Here is a 15,294-nt window from a genome sequence, read left to right on the forward strand (position 1 = left end):
AGGCTGTCGTGCTATGATCCGCGTCCGCGCGGCGCCACGCCGCTGAGCCAGCCGCTGAGCCACTTGCCTCTGCCGACGGAGCTGTCGTGATGTCCTTGTTCCCGCCACTGCCGATCGACGAACGTCTGCCCGAGCTGCGTTGCGCGCTGGAGGCAGATAACCGCGCGATGCTGGTCGCCCAGCCCGGGGCGGGCAAGACCACACGGGTGCCGCTGGCGCTGCTGGAGTCGGACTGGTGTCGTGGTGACAGCGGTCGGGGCAAGCTGCTGCTGCTGGAGCCCCGGCGGGTTGCCGCCCGTCTCGCCGCCAGCCACATGGCAGACCTGCTCGGAGAGGCGCCTGGCCAGACCGTAGGCTATCGCATGCGTGGTGAGAGCTGCGTGGGTCCAGATACGCGGCTCGAGGTGGTGACCCAGGGGGTGCTGTCCAGAATGTTGCAGGACGATCCTTTGCTCGACGGTGTGACTGGCATTGTGTTTGACGAATTTCACGAACGCAGCCTCGAGGCGGATCTCGGTCTGGCACTGGCGCTGGACGTCCAGCAGGGGCTGCGTGAAGACCTGCGGCTGCTGGTGATGTCGGCCACGCTTGATGTCGCGGCATTGTCGCGGGTACTGGGCGACGACGTCAGCGTGGTTGACTGCCCAGGACGGCAGTACCCGGTTACGACCCTGTATCGGCAGGCCCCGTCGCGGCTGTCGGCGGAAGAGCATCAGGGGCGTGTCGTGCTGGAAGCACTAGCGGCAAAGAGTGCGGCGGACGAAGAGGGCGCAGCGGACCAGGCGGTGGACATACTGGTGATCTTGCCCGGCGTGGCGGAGATCGAGAGGCTATCTCGCTGGCTGTCCCAGCGGCTCGATCAGGTCGCGCTGGTGCCGCTCCACGGACGGCTGCCGCTGGATGCTCAGCGGGCTGCCCTAAAACCACGGGCGGACGGCCTGCGCCGGGTGGTGCTTGCCACCGCGATTGCCGAGTCCAGCGTCACCGTGGACGGCGTGCGCACGGTGATCGATGCCGGGCAGCAGCGGGTGCCGGTGTTTGTGCCTCGCACGGGGCTGACTCGGCTGGAGACCCGCCGTGTCAATCGGGCCAGCGCCGACCAGAGGCGAGGACGAGCGGGGCGCCAGGGGCCAGGGCGTTGTTATCGCCTGTGGGCGGAAGAGCAACCGTTACCACCCCACGGTGAGCCGGAGATCCTCCAGGCCGATCTATCCTCGTTGGCCTTCGAGCTCGTCCGTTGGGGAGTGAAGGACGCGACCCAGCTTGCCTGGGTCACGCCGCCGGGGCGCGCCTCGCTGAAGGCCGGTCGCCAGCTGCTGCGACAGCTCGAGCTCAGTGATGAGCGGGATGGGCTGACGCCGCTGGGTCGTGCCGCTGGCCGTTGGCCCACATCGCCCCGTCTGGCGGGGATGCTGGAGCGGGCGAGCCAGCGTGACGAGGCCTCGCTGGCCCTTGCCTGCGCGCTAGCCGCCTGGCTTGAAGGGCGTCAGGGTAACGGCCGTCAGCTGGACCTCGAAGCGGTATTCACCGAGTTACTCAATGACTCACGCCCAGACCCCCACTGGCAGCGAGAAGCCAAGCGGCTGTGTGCTCGCGGGGGTGTCTCGCTGTCTGCAGCGAAACGGGCGGGTGACGGCGCGCTGGCTCGCATGCTGTTGCACGCGTTTCCCGATCGGGTGGCTCAGCAGGTAGCGGCGGGGCGGTTTCGACTGCGCTCTGGCGGGCTGGTGACGTTGCCCCAGGATCAGCCCCTGGCCCATGCCCCCTGGCTAATCGCGGTGGAGCTTGACGGTCGCGCCCGGGAGGGCAGGCTGTATCGGGCAGTGCGCACCGATGAGTCGGCCCTGGTGGCCCAGTGGCCGATACTGTCCGAGTGGCGTGAACGGGTCGAATGGAACGCCGACGCGGGGCGCCTCGAGGCAGAACAGGTACGGGGTATCGACGCGCTGGTGCTGGCGCGCCGTCCGTTGCAGGGCCCCCCAGGCCCCGCTGCCTGTCGTCAGGCGTTGCTGCAAGCCATCCACGACGCCGAACGCCTGCCGCTCAATGACGCCGCTGAGGCGCTGCGGCGGCGGGTGGCGTTGCTGCGTCAAAGCCACGATGGTCAGTGGCCTGCGCTGGACGACGAAACCTTGAAAGCTGAGCTGGACGAGTGGTTGGGGCCCCATCTGGAAGGACTGACGCGGATGGAGCAGGTGCATGCGTTGCCGTGGGAGCAGCTACTGCGCGAGCGCTTGCCCTGGCCGCTGGCCAGTCGTCTGGACGAATTGGCACCGACCAGGTTGACGCTGCCCAGTGGCGACAGCGCTTCCCTGCGCTACGAATGCGAGGGATGGGTAGGGCAAGCCGCTGAGGCGAACCCGCCTCAACCGTCTTCTCAACACCTTGCGCAACTGCCAGATGATGGGCCTGGCGAGGCGTATCGTGTGGTGCCGGTGCTCGCCGCAAAACTCCAAGCGCTGTTCGGCTGGCAACAGACGCCACGAATCGCCGAAGGAAGGGTGCCGGTGCGTGTCGAGCTGCTGTCCCCGGCCCGTCGCCCCCTCGCCACGACCATGGATCTCGCGAGCTTCTGGCGCAATGTCTATCCCGAGGTGCGCAAGGAGAACCGCGGTCGATATGCCAAGCACCCCTGGCCTGAGGATCCGCTGACGGCTCAGGCTACCTCGCTGACCAAGGCACGCCTGGGCAAGACGTGACGGCACCACCTGGCGGCTGACGTCGGTGGGCAGGGCGAGAAGGCCCGATGGCCGCAGGAGCTGTCAATGGTGAGTGCTCAGGGCAATCCGCGTACCGTGGGCGATGACCTCCGCCAAGGGCGCCGGGGACGTCGTCTGACCGACCATTTCGTCGGTGACCTCTGCCCAGGTCAGGGTGGCGTGGGTGAACCCCAGTGGAGCGAGAGTGCGACTGATCCGCGCGGTGCCGGTAAAACGCCAAGGGTCACCCGCGTCATCGACCAGCAGCGCCATCTGATCGTCGAGGTGAATCCTGACCAGATAAAAGCCCATATCGATGGAGTGGATCTCGATGGTGGGGGAACGGTCCGTCAGCGCCGTCAGGCCTGTCAGGGTCAGGGTGTCGGGAAGCGAGTGGACGGCGGATGTGGCGTCCGCAGGGAGATCGTTGGTGCGGTCCTCGGAGAATGGCATGATCGTCTCTCTCTGTGGGTGGCGTCGTGAGCGCGTCCGGCGTTGAGGTATCTCTCTGTCACTGTCGACCTGTTCCACTGTCGCCTGGCGATACTGTCCCGGCCTGGTCACGATGAAGGGCTCAGGGGCTGGGCTGGTGGATGGCCATGGGCCGGGTAGAGGCTGTCAGCGACAGCCAATAATGGGATTCAAGTGATTTCTTGCATAGTATGTGTACAGGAAATGTACACGCCTGGTCGCATGGGCGCCACTCCGTCATCCACCCGGTAGCCACCCGGTAGCCACCAGGTCGCCACCCGGCACGACCTTGATCACGGTCGCAAGAGAGCGCTGAGGCGTTGACAGTCGTGCGCCCTGTCGCCACCATCGCCAGCTTTGCCGAATCTGTCCTGCCTGGCGTGGCGAGAAGTGGCATCGGCATCGACGTCTCGCGATCAAGCGCCATGTGATCACCAGCTCTGTCAGCATACGCCCAGTCACCACAAGCCCAGTCACCAAGAGTCATGCCCATGGGGAACACCCTGACGCCCAAGCAACTGCAATCACTGGTCGAGACCCTCGACCGCGAGGCTAGAGCCAGTGACCAGTGGGGCAACGTCGCCAGCTATATTCCCGAACTGGCGTGCATCGACCCCCAGCAGTTTGCCATCAGCATCTGTACCTGCGATGGGCGTGAATATCACGCAGGTGATGCCCACACCGGCTTCTCGATCCAGAGCGTCTCGAAGGTCTTCACTCTGGCCCTGGCGCTTGGGCGACTGGGGGCAGGCCTGTGGGAGCGGGTCGGGCGGGAGCCCTCCGGGCGTGCCTTCAACTCCATCGTCCAGCTGGAGATGGAAGACGGCATCCCGCGCAACCCGTTCATCAATGCCGGTGCCATCGTCACCACCGACGCAGTGCTCGGGCGCAACGCGCCTCGAGACACCCTGGGAGAGATTCTGCGCTTTCTGCGCGAAGCCTCCGGCGACGATGACATCCATATCAATGAGCAGGTGGCCCGCTCGGAACACGCCACCGGGGACCGCAACTTCTCGCTGGCCTATTTTTTGCGTTCCTGCTGCAACCTCACCAACGACTGTGACCGGGTGCTCGGCACCTATTTCCACCACTGTGCGATCGAGATGTCCACCGCCCAGCTGGCGCGGGCGACCCGATTTCTGTGCGGCGGCTTCGAAGGTCAGCGGATGATCGGTATCGAGCGGGTCAGGGCCATCAACGCGCTGATGATGACCTGTGGTCACTACGACGGCTCCGGCGACTTTGCCTATCGCGTCGGGTTTCCGGGCAAGAGCGGCGTCGGCGGTGGCATCATGGCGGTCGTCCCGAACGTTGCGTCCATTGCGGTGTGGTCTCCCGGGCTCGACCGTTATGGCAATTCGCTCAAGGGCACGGCCGCACTGGAAGGCCTGTCGAAGGCGACCGGCTGGTCCGTGTTTGCCTGAAGTATGGCCCCATGGACCAAGATCCATCGTTACAAGGAGCCTGACATGGCCACATCGAATGCCTCTGCATGTCCCTGCGGAAGCGGCCTGGCACTCGCCGACTGCTGTCAGCCACTGCACCAGGGAGGTACGGCGACCAGTCCCGAGGCGCTGATGCGCTCCCGTTATAGTGCCTTCTCGCTGGGGCTTGATGACTATCTGCGCCACAGCTGGCACCCGGACTGCTGCCCACAGGAGATGGGCACCTCAGACACCTGCTGGAAGCGTCTTGAGGTCCTGGACAGCGGTGAAGAGGGCGATGCGGGCTGGGTGCACTTTCGTGCCACCTTCGCAGACGGACCGCGTGCACGGCAGCGCTGGGGAGTGCTGGAAGAGCGCTCACGCTTCGTTCGCTACCAGCAGCGCTGGGTCTACCTGGATGGCGAGCCCAGTGTCACCAGACTCAAGCCGGGACGCAATGACAGCTGCCCCTGTGGCAGTGGGCGGAAGTTCAAGCAGTGCTGCGCCTGACATTCATGGTGGTTGCATCGAAGGTCCTCGCCTCGGCGGCATATTGGGCATTTCGGCTAAAGGCAGCCGCTGCATGCCTCTATCCCACAGCAACTATCCCACAGCAACGCAAAAGGCCGCCCTCGGGCGGCCTTTTGCAGGTTAGCGGTCGGCATACGTGCCGCGCCGCAGGTGCTCAGTCCTTGAGCATCGGCAGGTCGAGGCCGTTTTCGCGGGCGCATTCCCTGGCGGACTCGTAACCGGCGTCGGCGTGGCGCATGACGCCGCTGGCCGGGTCGTTGCGCAGGACGCGGGCCAGGCGAGCATCGGCGTCATCGGTGCCATCGGCAACGATGACCACGCCCGCGTGCTGCGAGAAGCCCATGCCGACACCGCCGCCGTGGTGCAGTGACACCCAGGTCGCGCCGCCGGCCGTGTTGGCCAGGGCGTTCAGCAGCGGCCAGTCGGATACCGCGTCGCTGCCGTCCATCATCGCTTCGGTTTCGCGGTTGGGGCTGGCAACGGATCCTGAATCCAGGTGGTCGCGACCAATCACGACGGGGGCCTTGAGCTCGCCGTTCTTGACCATCTCGTTGAAGGCACGGCCAAGACGAGCCCGGTCCTTCAGGCCGACCCAGCAGATACGCGCGGGCAGTCCCTGGAAGCTGATGCGCTCGCGGGCCATGTCGAGCCAGTTGTGCAGGTGCTCATCGTCGGGGATCAGCTCCTTGACCTTGGCGTCGGTCTTGTAGATGTCCTCCGGGTCGCCGGACAGGGCTGCCCAGCGGAAGGGACCGATGCCCTGGCAGAACAGCGGGCGAATATAGGCCGGTACGAAGCCGGGGAAGTCGAAGGCGTTGTCGACGCCTTCTTCCTGGGCCATCTGACGAATGTTGTTGCCGTAGTCGAAGGTCGGCACGCCCATCTTCTGGAACTCGAGCATGGCGCGAACATGCACCGCCATGGACGCCTTGGCGGCCTTGACGACCACTTCTGGCTCGGACTTGCCGCGGGCGACGTATTCGTCCCAGGTCCAGCCAGCAGGCAGGTAGCCATGCAGCGGGTCATGGGCGCTGGTCTGGTCGGTCACCATGTCCGGCTTGACGCCACGCTTGACCAGTTCCGGCAGCACGTCGGCAGCGTTGGCACACAGGCCAATGGAAACCGCCTTGCCCTCGCTGGTGTAGCGAGCGATGCGTGCCAGGGCGTCGTCCAGGTCGCTCGCCTGCTCGTCCAGATAGCGGGTGCGCAGGCGGAAGTCCAGGCTGGACTGCTGGCATTCGATGTTCAAGGAGCAAGCGCCGGCCAGGGTGGCGGCCAGCGGCTGAGCGCCGCCCATGCCACCGAGGCCAGCGGTAAGCACCCAGCGGCCCTTGAGGTTGCCGTCATAGTGCTGGCGGCCTGCCTCGACGAAGGTTTCGTAGGTGCCCTGGACGATGCCCTGGGAGCCGATGTAGATCCACGAGCCCGCGGTCATCTGGCCGTACATCATCAGGCCTTTCTTATCGAGCTCGTTGAAGTGCTCCCAGTTGGCCCATGCCGGCACCAGGTTGGAGTTGGCGATCAGGACACGTGGGGCATCCTTGTGGGTCGGAATGACCGCCACCGGCTTGCCGGACTGGATCAGCAGGGTCTGGTCGTTCTCCAGGCGCTTGAGCACCTCGACGATCTTGTCGAAGCACTCCCAGGTACGTGCCGCGCGACCAATGCCACCGTAGACCACCAGGTCTTCAGGACGCTCTGCCACGTCCGGATGCAGGTTGTTCATCAGCATGCGCAGCGCCGCTTCGGTCAGCCAGCTCTTGCAGGACAGCTCGGTGCCGGTGGGCGCGGCGATCTTGCGGGTCGGGTCGTGACGATCGTTCTTGGGGGGTGTGATCTGGTTCATGGGGTCACCTTGAATGTGGACAGATAGGGGGAAACGATGGCTCGGTCAGTGGTCCGACCGGGTCAGCTGGTGGACCAGTCGTGCGGCAAGGCGTGCGGTGCGCTGGTCAATGTCATACGCCGGGTTGACCTCCGCGATATCGATCAGGCGGAGCTTGCGTGAGCGGCGCAGGAATTCGAGGATCGGTTCCAGGTGGGTCAGAATCACCCCGCGTGAGGCGGGAGCACTGACCCCGGGAGCATCGCTGGCCGGGAACACATCCATGTCGATGCTCAGGTAGACGTGATCGCAGTCGGCGACCAGGCGCTGGACATCGCGCTTGATGAAGGCAATACGGCTATCGCGAAATTCGCGGTCTTCCACCACCAGCGTCTTCAGGCGAGACGCCGTATGGAACAGGGCGCGGGTGTTGGCAGCCTGGCTGACGCCAAGGCAGGCGTAGCGAAATGGCCATCGACGGCTGGCGCAATCGGCGGCGATCTGGGCGAACGGGGTGCCCGAGGACGTCAGCTCGCTGGGATCGCGCAGGTCAAAGTGAGCGTCGAGATTGATGATCGCCACGCAGGACCGACGCTGCTGCTGTGCCAGATGATCCGACAGCCCACGCCAGCTGGCGTAGGCCACCTCATGACCACCGCCCAGCACGACCGGCAGATGGCCTCGGTCAAGCAGCTCGGTCAGGTGCTCTCCCATGCGCTGCTGGGCACGCTCCAGCCCGTCGCCGTGGCAGGCCACGTCGCCGGCATCGTAGACGGGAGTGTCATGGTGCCAGGCCATGGGGCCCAGCGCCTGGCGAATGGCGGTCGGGCCTGCTGCTGCGCCGATACGGCCTTTGTTGCGCGCCACCCCGGCGTCGCTGGCAAAGCCGGTCAGTACGGTGCCCGCAGCGGCATCCGTGTGATAGGCGGTTATCCGCTGGTGCCAGCGCTCGCTATCCGGCTCCGGGTCGATACGCCCTTGCCACAGGCTCATGTCCGGCGTGGCATGGGCTGGCTTGATCACGGCAGCTTGCTCATCCATGGGTCAGCACTCCTTCCAGCACGCGATGCCTGAGTCTTCCTGGCTGAACGGCGTAGGCCAGTTCCGCGGGTCGTTGTACGTCCCACACGCACAGGTCGGCGATGGCCCCAACGGTGATACGCCCAAGACCCGCTGTGCCGATCGCCGTGGCGGCGTGGGCGGTCATGCCGGCCAGGGCTTCCTGGGGTGTCAGCCGCAGCAGCGTGCAGGCCATGTTGAGCATCAAGGTCGGCAGCATGATGGGGGAGGTGCCAGGATTGGCATCCGATGCCACCGCCATGGCAACGCCCGCGCGGCGCATGGCATCGATGGGCGGCTGCTGGGTCTCACGTAGCGTGTAGAACGCTCCCGGCAGCAGGACGCCCACCGTGCCGGCCTCGGCCATGGCGGCGATGCCGGCGTCGTCCAGGTATTCAATGTGGTCGGCAGACAGGCCGTGGTGTTCGGCGACCAGGGATGCGCCGCCCGACAGCGATAGCTGTTCTGCATGAGCCTTGACCGGCAGGCCGAGTGCCCGAGCCGCCTCGAACACGCGCAGACACTGCTCCCGCGAGAAGGCGATACGCTCGCAGAAGACATCCACTGCATCGACCAGGCCTTCGGCGTGGGCCGCGGGCAGAATCTCGTTGCATACCAGGTCGATGTAGCCGTCGGCATTGCCGTGATATTCCGGCGGCAGGGCGTGGGCCGCCAGCAGCGTGGTGCTCACCCGTACCGGCAGTTCGCGGCCAAGGCGGCGAGCGACCCGCAGCATTTTCAGCTCGTCGTCGGTCGACAGTCCGTAGCCGGACTTGATCTCCACGCTGGTTACACCGTCGTCGATCATGGCGCCAAGGCGCGTTGCGGCTGTCGTGAACAGTGCCGCTTCATCGGCGTCTCGGGTGGCCTGTACGGTGCCAAGGATACCGCCGCCACGTCGCGAGATGTCCTCATAGGAAGCGCCTTCAAGGCGCAGCTCGAACTCGTCGCTACGCTGGCCGCCGTAGACCAGATGGGTGTGGCAGTCGATCAGGCCTGGCGTCATCACACCGCCACTGCCCATGTCGATGCAGTCAGCCTGTTGTGCCTGATCCAGGCTATCCATGGCGCCCATGGCAGCGATGCGTCCGTCCTCGACCTTGACCCAACAGCGTCCTGGCTGGGTGGTCAGGCCATCAAACAGGCTGAGGTCGCGCCACAGGCGTGAAGGGTGTTGGGGTTGGGATGTAGTAGCCATGAAGAGCTCCCGTGTCGTAATGTATATACAAATAAGCGGTCCGGAGCCTTTCGTCAAGCCAGGCGTTCGCCCACCCGACCTTGTCCATTGGCTGGGAGTTGAGTGCTAAGCCACGGAAATGGTGAGAGAAAGGCGGGCTCTGGAAGGGGGTATCGCTGCCCCTTCCGGGTTGGCTTAGACCATGGTCTAGAGCCAAAAAACGGTTGCTGCGGGGCGAGTCATCGGCAGGGCAGAAGCGGCGCCATAACGGCGCAAGAACGCTAGGAGAGGACGTGAATCATGGGCGTCTTATGGATCTTATTGGACTATAGTCTAAAGGCGGTCTCTGGTGGTGTTTTGCCACTATAGCGTCATATCTGTATATACAAACTACGTGACGCATCGCGACGTCGACGACACTCCTGCGAGGCTTCCTCCATGGCGACGACTCCACACTCTTCAGCCAGCCGGCAATCGCCCGGGCTGTTGCTGTTCAAGCTGCTGGTACCCAGTGCCATCGGCATCTTCATCTTCTTCATTCCGGTGACCTGGGCAGGGCGCTCAACCATACCGCTGGATCATCTGGTGACGGCGGCTCGCGCGGGTCTCGGTGATGGGGCGAGGTACTATGCGCTGGCGCTGATTGTGGCTGGCGCCGCCTATCCGTTGATCAAGGGCGAGTGGCGGCGCAGCGCGACCGATATTGTGTTCACCGTGCTCAAGCTCCTGGGCGTCGTGGCGGCGGTGCTGACCATGACCTCCGCTGGCCCCGCGATGCTGCATCAGCCGGACATGCTGCCGTTCCTGTATGACAAGCTGGTCATTCCGGTCGGGTTGATCGTACCCATTGGCGCGATCTTTCTGGCGCTGCTGCTCAGCTATGGCTTGCTGGAGTTGATCGGCATCCTGGTCCAGCCGGTCATGCGACCGCTGTGGCGGACGCCTGGACGCAGCGCCATTGATGCGGTGGCGTCCTTTGTCGGCAGCTACTCCATTGGACTGCTGATTACTAGTCGCGCTTATGCCAGCGGGCAGTATTCCGCCCGGGAGGCAGCGATCATTGCGACCGGCTTTTCCACGGTATCGGCACCCTTCATGATCATCGTGGCCAAGACCCTGGGACTGATGGAGGTGTGGAACGCCTTTTTCTGGCTGACGCTGGTCATCACCTTCATCGTATCGGCGGTGACCGCAAGGCTCTGGCCGCTGTCGCGCATGGACAATCACGCCTCCGATGGCGAACCGGAGGCCCAGAAGGGCGACCGCCTGGGTCTTGCCTGGCGCACCGGGATCAAGGTGGCTGAGCAGGCTCCGCGGCTGAGCGCCAGCGTGCGCAAGAACCTGGCAGAAGGGCTGGTGATGGCGATCAGCATCCTGCCGTCGATCATGTCGGTGGGACTGCTTGGCCTGCTGGTCGCCAAGTACACCCCCGTCTTCGAGTGGCTGGGCTGGTTGTTCTATCCGATCGTTGCCCTGTTCGGCATCGAGCATGCCCAGGAACTGGCCCAGGCCAGCGCCGCAGGACTTGCTGAAATGTTCCTGCCGGCGCTGCTGCTGGGTGGCGACGCCGGGATCGATTTCGTCGCGCGCTTTGCCGCCGGCGTGGTCTCGATCTCGTCCATTTTGTTCTTCTCTGCGTCGATTCCCTGCGTGGTGGCGACCCGCATTCCCATCACCCTGTGGCAACTGGTGGTCGTATGGGCCATTCGCGTGGCTCTGACGCTGGTGCTGGCCATCCCTATGGGCATGTTGCTTCAGTAGTCGTCAATCAAGGGTGTAGCTCAAAAATGACGAAGGCCGGATGCCATGCATCCGGCCTTGGGGTGACAAAATGGTGGGCGGCTCACATCACCGTGCTGCGCAGGGTCCTGACCATCAGCTGGTAGAGGCTGTCGACGGCTTCGGCGCCCTGCGAGGCCGGGCTGCGATAGGCCGCTACCTCCATAGGGTCCAGCGGGCCCAGGCCCTGCTTGCCGCCAAGGATCTCCAGATGGGGTGGGGCACTGCACTGGGTCAGCACGGCCACGGCGAGTCCGCTCTCCACCGCGGCGATCTGTCCCGCCAGGCTTGAGCTGTTATAGACCACTTTGTAGCGACGCCCCTGCAGGGCCAGGGCATTGATGGCGGTGCGCTTGGCCAGGCTTTCGCTCTCGTAGACGGCGATGGGCAGAGGATCACGCCGCCAGGTGGGGAATTGAGGCGAGCCGACCCATACCATCGGCTCGTGGAACAGCAGGGTGCCGTGGCGTGGTTGGTCCCGCGAGACCAACGCGAGATCCAGATCGCCGCGTTCCACCCGGGGAATCAGCGCGGTCGACTGCTCGCAGCTCAGCTCTATCTCGACGGCGCCGTGCTGCGGTGCGAAGCGTTTTAACACCGGAGTCAAATACTTAGCCGCATAGTCATCCGGCACGCCGAGGCGAACACGCCCGGTGAGTGCTCGGCCGTGAAATGCTGCCTGGGTCTCGGTGTGCAGATCGAGCATCCGTCGAGCATAACCCAGTAGCCGCTGACCTTCCGGAGTCAGTTGCTGTGCCCGTGGCCCCCGTTCCAGCAGGCGATGGCCCAATGCCGCCTCCAGCTTCTTGAGCTGCATGCTGACCGCCGACTGGGAGCGATGCACCGCCGGCGCGGCGGCAGACAACGAGCCGGCATCCACCACCGCGACGAAGCACTTGAGCCAGTCAATCTGCAGATCCTGATAGGCCATAGGTTGTCACTCGTATTCGATATTCGAATACTAAGTAGCAAAATCATTCGCTTTCATCAACAGATGGGCGGCAGCATAGTGACGGCCATGCCCCGCAACAGGAGGAGCACGGCATGGTCAATGAGATGACGACACATGAGGTGGCGCTGCATCGTCTGGACGGGGAGCTAGCCTGGCAAGGGTTCTTGCAACTGTTGCCCATTTCGCTATTTGTCATCGTCTTTGGTGCCGCCTTTGGCCTCGCGGCGACTCAGGCTGGATTGAACGACACCTCCATCATCGCCATGAGTGCCCTGGTGTTTGCCGGCTATGCGCAGTTCGCGACCTTGGAGCTGTGGGGCGCGCAGCTGCCACTCTTTACGATGATTCTCACCGTATTCGCGATCAATGCCCGCCACCTGCTGATGGGGGCGACGCTTTACCCCTGGTTGCAGCCGCTCAAGCCAGCGAAGCGTTACGGCGTGATGCTGGTGGCCTCCGACGCCAACTGGGCCATGGCCATGCAGGCATTCAGCCAGGGCCGACCGGGGCTGGGACTGCTGTTGGGTGGAGGCGTCGCCCTGTGGGGCTTCTGGGTCCTCGGCACCTGGCTAGGGCTGTACTTTGGCAACGCGATAAGCGACCCCGCGAGCCTGGGCCTGGACATGGTGATGGGCTGCTTTCTTCTCGCCATGGTGGTAAGCGGTGAGAAGAACCTGCGGATGCTGGTGATCTGGACGGTGGCGGCATGTGCTTCACTACTGGCTTACCGCTACCTGCCCGAAAACACCCATGTGGTCGTAGGGGCTATTGCCGGCGGCCTGGCTGGCCTCGGTGGGGAGCGTCATGACCATGAGCATTGAGACAGGCAGCCTGAGCGCATTCGTTATCATCCTGATCATGGCAGTGGTGACGCTGGCGACCCGATGGGGCGGCGTCTTTATCATGTCCTTTGTACCCATTGGCTATCGCATCGAACGGTTCATCCATGCCATGTCTGGCTCTGTGCTGGTGGCACTGCTCGCACCGCTGGCGGTCACCGGTGACCATGGTGCCCGGCTGGCACTGCTGACCACCGCCGTGATGATGCTTACGGTGAAAAAGCCCTTGATCGCGATTGCCGGGGGAATTCTTGTAGCGGCTTTTTTTCGCCAGATGTAGCCATACCGAAGCGCCAACAACCAAAGCTTTCGCCACTGGCCGCCAACGCTCCCCTGGCAAGCGCGATTCAGCGTCTTAGAAAGTCGTGTTGCACATGACCTGTCATGAACATTTCTATTTTTCTGAGCAGAGGCGGGCATCGGTATACGCGGCTGCCTGCTCGCCTGCACTGATTTCTTGCTCTGCTCTATTCAGGAGGGAGCCGATAGCGGGAGACATAACGTGAAGCGCACTCCCATTGGTTCATTGCTGACTCTCGCCAGACCGCCGTGAAGCTGAGCAATGGAGCGCACGATCGCCAGTCCCAATCCGCCGGAGTCGCCTGGGGTATGGCGCGACGCATCCACACGGTAGAAGCGCTCGAACAACAGCGGCAGATGAACCTCTGGAATCGGCGCTCCTTGGTTGAAGACACTGATATGGTGCAGGCCATCGATCTGCTGGTGATCGATGATGATGGAGGTGTGCTCCTGGCCGTAACGCAGAGCATTGGCGATCAGGTTGGCCAGCGCCCGCCGGAGCAGATCCGGATCGGCAGCGAGGCGACCCTGAGCCCGATTGATCAACCTCATACTGCGTTCTTCGGCCATGCCTTCGAAGTACTCGCATAGCTGTTCGACCATGTCGTGAAGCTCGACCGCCCGTCGATCAAGGGTTGCACCAGGCTGCTCGTTGCGGGCCAGCAAGAGCATGCTGTCGATCATGCGGGCGAGCCTTTCAAACTCCTCCAGATTGGAAATCAGTATCTCTTTGTATTCCTCTCCGGTCCGGTCATGACGTAGCCGCTGCTGTGTCTGCCCCATGAGATTGGTCAGGGGAGTTCGCATCTCATGGGCGAGATCCTCTGAGAAACGTGAAAGCTGCAGAAAACCGGCCTCGAGTCGCGTCAACATGCCGTTCAGCGCCATACTCAAGTCACGCAGCTCGCTGACGTCCGAGTGTACGGGCAATCGATGATGGAGATGCTCGGTATCGATGGTGGCCGCGCGTGCCGCCAAGCGTCGGACAGGGGCCAGTCCGCGCCGTGTTACGATCCAGCCAAGCAAGAAGGCCGCCAGACACCCTCCTGCCAGTGACAGCCACAGTTTGCCACGGTAGCTCGTCAGCATACGGTTACGCTCGGCAAGACGTTTGCCGGCGATTAGCGTGACCTGTCGGCCATCAAGGCGGGCTGCGACCCAGGCAAGTCTTGCCGGGACCCCGTTGTCGACGGTGCGTAGCTGCACCTCATCACGACCTGTCAGTTCAGGCACCGCCTGATGCATCGGATTGACTTCAATCAAAGGGTGGCCGTCATCCGTCAGCACCCAGAGCACGCTTTCACGATTATCCAGCATGTTGGCATATAGCCTGGGGCGCTGACGAAGTGCCTCGATGCTGGCACTGTTGTCCAGTAGCACGAGCATTCGCTCAAGGCGACCTCGCAGCATCTGATCGTCACGCCAGCTAATCTCGTTAGACAGGGAGTGATAGAGATAGAGGCCGAGAGCGCTCAGCAGCAATCCGACGACCAGTGCAAATAAAGACGCCAACCGGAGCGTCAAAGAGCCAGTGATTCGGCTCATGGTTCAAGACCCAGCACGTAGCCTATGCCACGTACCGTATGAATCAAGCGATGAGGCCAGGGCTCGTCTACCTTGGCGCGCAGGCGGCGAATGGCCACATCGACAACATTCGTGTCGCTCTCGAAGTTCATGTTCCACACCTGTGAGGCGATATAGGTACGTGAAAGAACCTCGTTTTCGTGACTGATCAACAGGTGCAGCAGCGCGAATTCCTTTTGGGTGAGATGAATCGACTGACCCTGGCGCATGGCACGGTGCTGAACGAGATCCAGAGACAGATCACCCACACTGAACAACTGTGTCTCACGGGGCGGGCCTCGCCGCAACAACGTGCGAACTCGGGCCAGAAGCTCTACGTAGGAAAAGGGTTTTACCAGATAGTCATCAGCGCCAAGCTCAAGCCCCTTGACGCGATACTCCACAGCGTCACGAGCCGTGAGAAAAAGCACCGGTGTCTGCCAGCGGCTGCGGATGAACTGAAGCAGCTGCCATCCGTTCATGCCCGGTAGCATGACGTCGAGAATAATCAGATCGAAATGTTCACTGCGGATTCGCTGCTGTCCTGCAAGCCCATCATGCGCGACATCCACGCGGTAACCGGACTCGCTCAGGCCCTTGTGTAAATAGTCTGCCGTCTTGATTTCATCTTCTACGACCAGAATACGCACCGTCATCCCCTGTGTTTATCGCGGT

The 15,294-nt window shown here is 63.3% G+C and carries 13 protein-coding genes; 6 read left to right on the forward strand and 7 right to left on the reverse strand.

Annotation, left to right across the window (positions count from 1 at the left end; translation table 11 throughout):
- Positions 1-89 precede the first annotated feature (89 nt).
- Positions 90-2,699, forward strand: a complete 2,610-nt coding sequence (gene hrpB / locus KUV72_RS18775; protein WP_222239389.1) for an ATP-dependent helicase HrpB — start codon at positions 90-92, stop codon at positions 2,697-2,699.
- A gap of 63 nt (positions 2,700-2,762) precedes the next feature.
- Here the strand turns inward: hrpB and KUV72_RS18780 are convergent, their stop codons facing one another.
- The gene (locus KUV72_RS18780; protein WP_222239390.1) at positions 2,763-3,152 is read right to left on the reverse strand and encodes a DUF6482 family protein; all 390 of its coding nucleotides are present in this window, start codon (positions 3,150-3,152) and stop codon (positions 2,763-2,765) included.
- Positions 3,153-3,661: 509 nt separating this feature from the next.
- Here KUV72_RS18780 and KUV72_RS18785 point away from each other — a divergent pair.
- Together KUV72_RS18785 and KUV72_RS18790 are read left to right on the forward strand one after the other, a co-directional pair.
- Complete coding sequence (locus tag KUV72_RS18785) at positions 3,662-4,594, forward strand: glutaminase (protein ID WP_222239391.1); 933 nt, start codon at positions 3,662-3,664, stop codon at positions 4,592-4,594.
- A gap of 45 nt (positions 4,595-4,639) precedes the next feature.
- Positions 4,640-5,104, forward strand: coding sequence for a YchJ family protein (locus KUV72_RS18790; RefSeq protein WP_222239392.1), 465 nt, complete (start codon positions 4,640-4,642; stop codon positions 5,102-5,104).
- A 175-nt stretch (positions 5,105-5,279) separates the two neighbouring features.
- Here the strand turns inward: KUV72_RS18790 and hutU are convergent, their stop codons facing one another.
- Genes hutU through hutI form a run of 3 tightly spaced genes read right to left on the reverse strand, consistent with a single transcriptional unit; the run spans position 5,280 to position 9,207 of the window.
- On the reverse strand, positions 5,280-6,971 hold the full coding sequence (gene hutU / locus KUV72_RS18795) for a urocanate hydratase (RefSeq protein WP_222239393.1): 1,692 nt from the start codon (positions 6,969-6,971) through the stop codon (positions 5,280-5,282).
- Between the two features lie 45 nt (positions 6,972-7,016).
- Positions 7,017-7,991 carry a formimidoylglutamase gene (hutG, locus tag KUV72_RS18800; protein ID WP_222239394.1) on the reverse strand — a complete coding sequence of 325 codons (975 nt, stop codon included), beginning with the start codon at positions 7,989-7,991 and terminating at the stop codon, positions 7,017-7,019.
- The gene (gene hutI / locus KUV72_RS18805; protein ID WP_222239395.1) at positions 7,984-9,207 is read right to left on the reverse strand and encodes an imidazolonepropionase; all 1,224 of its coding nucleotides are present in this window, start codon (positions 9,205-9,207) and stop codon (positions 7,984-7,986) included. The genes hutG and hutI overlap by 8 nt, the downstream gene beginning before the upstream one ends.
- Before the next feature lie 417 nt (positions 9,208-9,624).
- Here hutI and KUV72_RS18810 point away from each other — a divergent pair, with 417 nt between their 5' ends.
- Positions 9,625-10,947 (forward strand): YjiH family protein, encoded by a 1,323-nt coding sequence (locus KUV72_RS18810; RefSeq protein WP_222239396.1) that lies wholly within the window; start codon positions 9,625-9,627, stop codon positions 10,945-10,947.
- An 82-nt stretch (positions 10,948-11,029) separates the two neighbouring features.
- Here the strand turns inward: KUV72_RS18810 and KUV72_RS18815 are convergent, their stop codons facing one another.
- Positions 11,030-11,896, reverse strand: a complete 867-nt coding sequence (locus tag KUV72_RS18815; RefSeq protein WP_222239397.1) for a LysR family transcriptional regulator — start codon at positions 11,894-11,896, stop codon at positions 11,030-11,032.
- Positions 11,897-12,009: 113 nt separating this feature from the next.
- On the opposite strand from KUV72_RS18815, the gene KUV72_RS18820 reads away from it, so the two are divergent.
- On the forward strand, positions 12,010-12,738 hold the full coding sequence (locus KUV72_RS18820; protein WP_222163201.1) for an AzlC family ABC transporter permease: 729 nt from the start codon (positions 12,010-12,012) through the stop codon (positions 12,736-12,738).
- Positions 12,728-13,036 carry an AzlD family protein gene (locus KUV72_RS18825; RefSeq protein WP_222163202.1) on the forward strand — a complete coding sequence of 103 codons (309 nt, stop codon included), beginning with the start codon at positions 12,728-12,730 and terminating at the stop codon, positions 13,034-13,036. The genes KUV72_RS18820 and KUV72_RS18825 overlap by 11 nt, the downstream gene beginning before the upstream one ends.
- A gap of 191 nt (positions 13,037-13,227) precedes the next feature.
- Here KUV72_RS18825 and KUV72_RS18830 read toward each other — a convergent pair whose 3' ends face one another.
- Positions 13,228-14,601: a heavy metal sensor histidine kinase gene (locus KUV72_RS18830; RefSeq protein WP_222239398.1), complete on the reverse strand. Its 1,374-nt coding sequence runs from the start codon at positions 14,599-14,601 to the stop codon at positions 13,228-13,230.
- Positions 14,598-15,269 (reverse strand): heavy metal response regulator transcription factor, encoded by a 672-nt coding sequence (locus KUV72_RS18835; protein WP_222163204.1) that lies wholly within the window; start codon positions 15,267-15,269, stop codon positions 14,598-14,600. The genes KUV72_RS18830 and KUV72_RS18835 overlap by 4 nt, the downstream gene beginning before the upstream one ends.
- Positions 15,270-15,294: the final 25 nt, after the last annotated feature.

This window comes from Halomonas sp. DP4Y7-1, assembly GCF_019800705.1.
In the GTDB taxonomy this organism is placed as follows: domain Bacteria; phylum Pseudomonadota; class Gammaproteobacteria; order Pseudomonadales; family Halomonadaceae; genus Halomonas; species Halomonas litopenaei_A.

Coding starts and splice junctions, on each gene's coding strand:
- KUV72_RS18820 (WP_222163201.1), top strand. CDS start 12,010: ATGGTCAATGAGATGACGACACATGAGGTGGCGCTGCATCGTCTGGAC.
- KUV72_RS18785 (WP_222239391.1), top strand. CDS start 3,662: ATGGGGAACACCCTGACGCCCAAGCAACTGCAATCACTGGTCGAGACC.
- hutI (WP_222239395.1), bottom strand. CDS start 9,207: ATGGCTACTACATCCCAACCCCAACACCCTTCACGCCTGTGGCGCGAC.
- KUV72_RS18780 (WP_222239390.1), bottom strand. CDS start 3,152: ATGCCATTCTCCGAGGACCGCACCAACGATCTCCCTGCGGACGCCACA.
- KUV72_RS18810 (WP_222239396.1), top strand. CDS start 9,625: ATGGCGACGACTCCACACTCTTCAGCCAGCCGGCAATCGCCCGGGCTG.
- hutU (WP_222239393.1), bottom strand. CDS start 6,971: ATGAACCAGATCACACCCCCCAAGAACGATCGTCACGACCCGACCCGC.
- KUV72_RS18815 (WP_222239397.1), bottom strand. CDS start 11,896: ATGGCCTATCAGGATCTGCAGATTGACTGGCTCAAGTGCTTCGTCGCG.
- KUV72_RS18830 (WP_222239398.1), bottom strand. CDS start 14,601: ATGAGCCGAATCACTGGCTCTTTGACGCTCCGGTTGGCGTCTTTATTT.
- KUV72_RS18825 (WP_222163202.1), top strand. CDS start 12,728: ATGAGCATTGAGACAGGCAGCCTGAGCGCATTCGTTATCATCCTGATC.
- KUV72_RS18790 (WP_222239392.1), top strand. CDS start 4,640: ATGGCCACATCGAATGCCTCTGCATGTCCCTGCGGAAGCGGCCTGGCA.
- hutG (WP_222239394.1), bottom strand. CDS start 7,991: ATGGATGAGCAAGCTGCCGTGATCAAGCCAGCCCATGCCACGCCGGAC.
- hrpB (WP_222239389.1), top strand. CDS start 90: ATGTCCTTGTTCCCGCCACTGCCGATCGACGAACGTCTGCCCGAGCTG.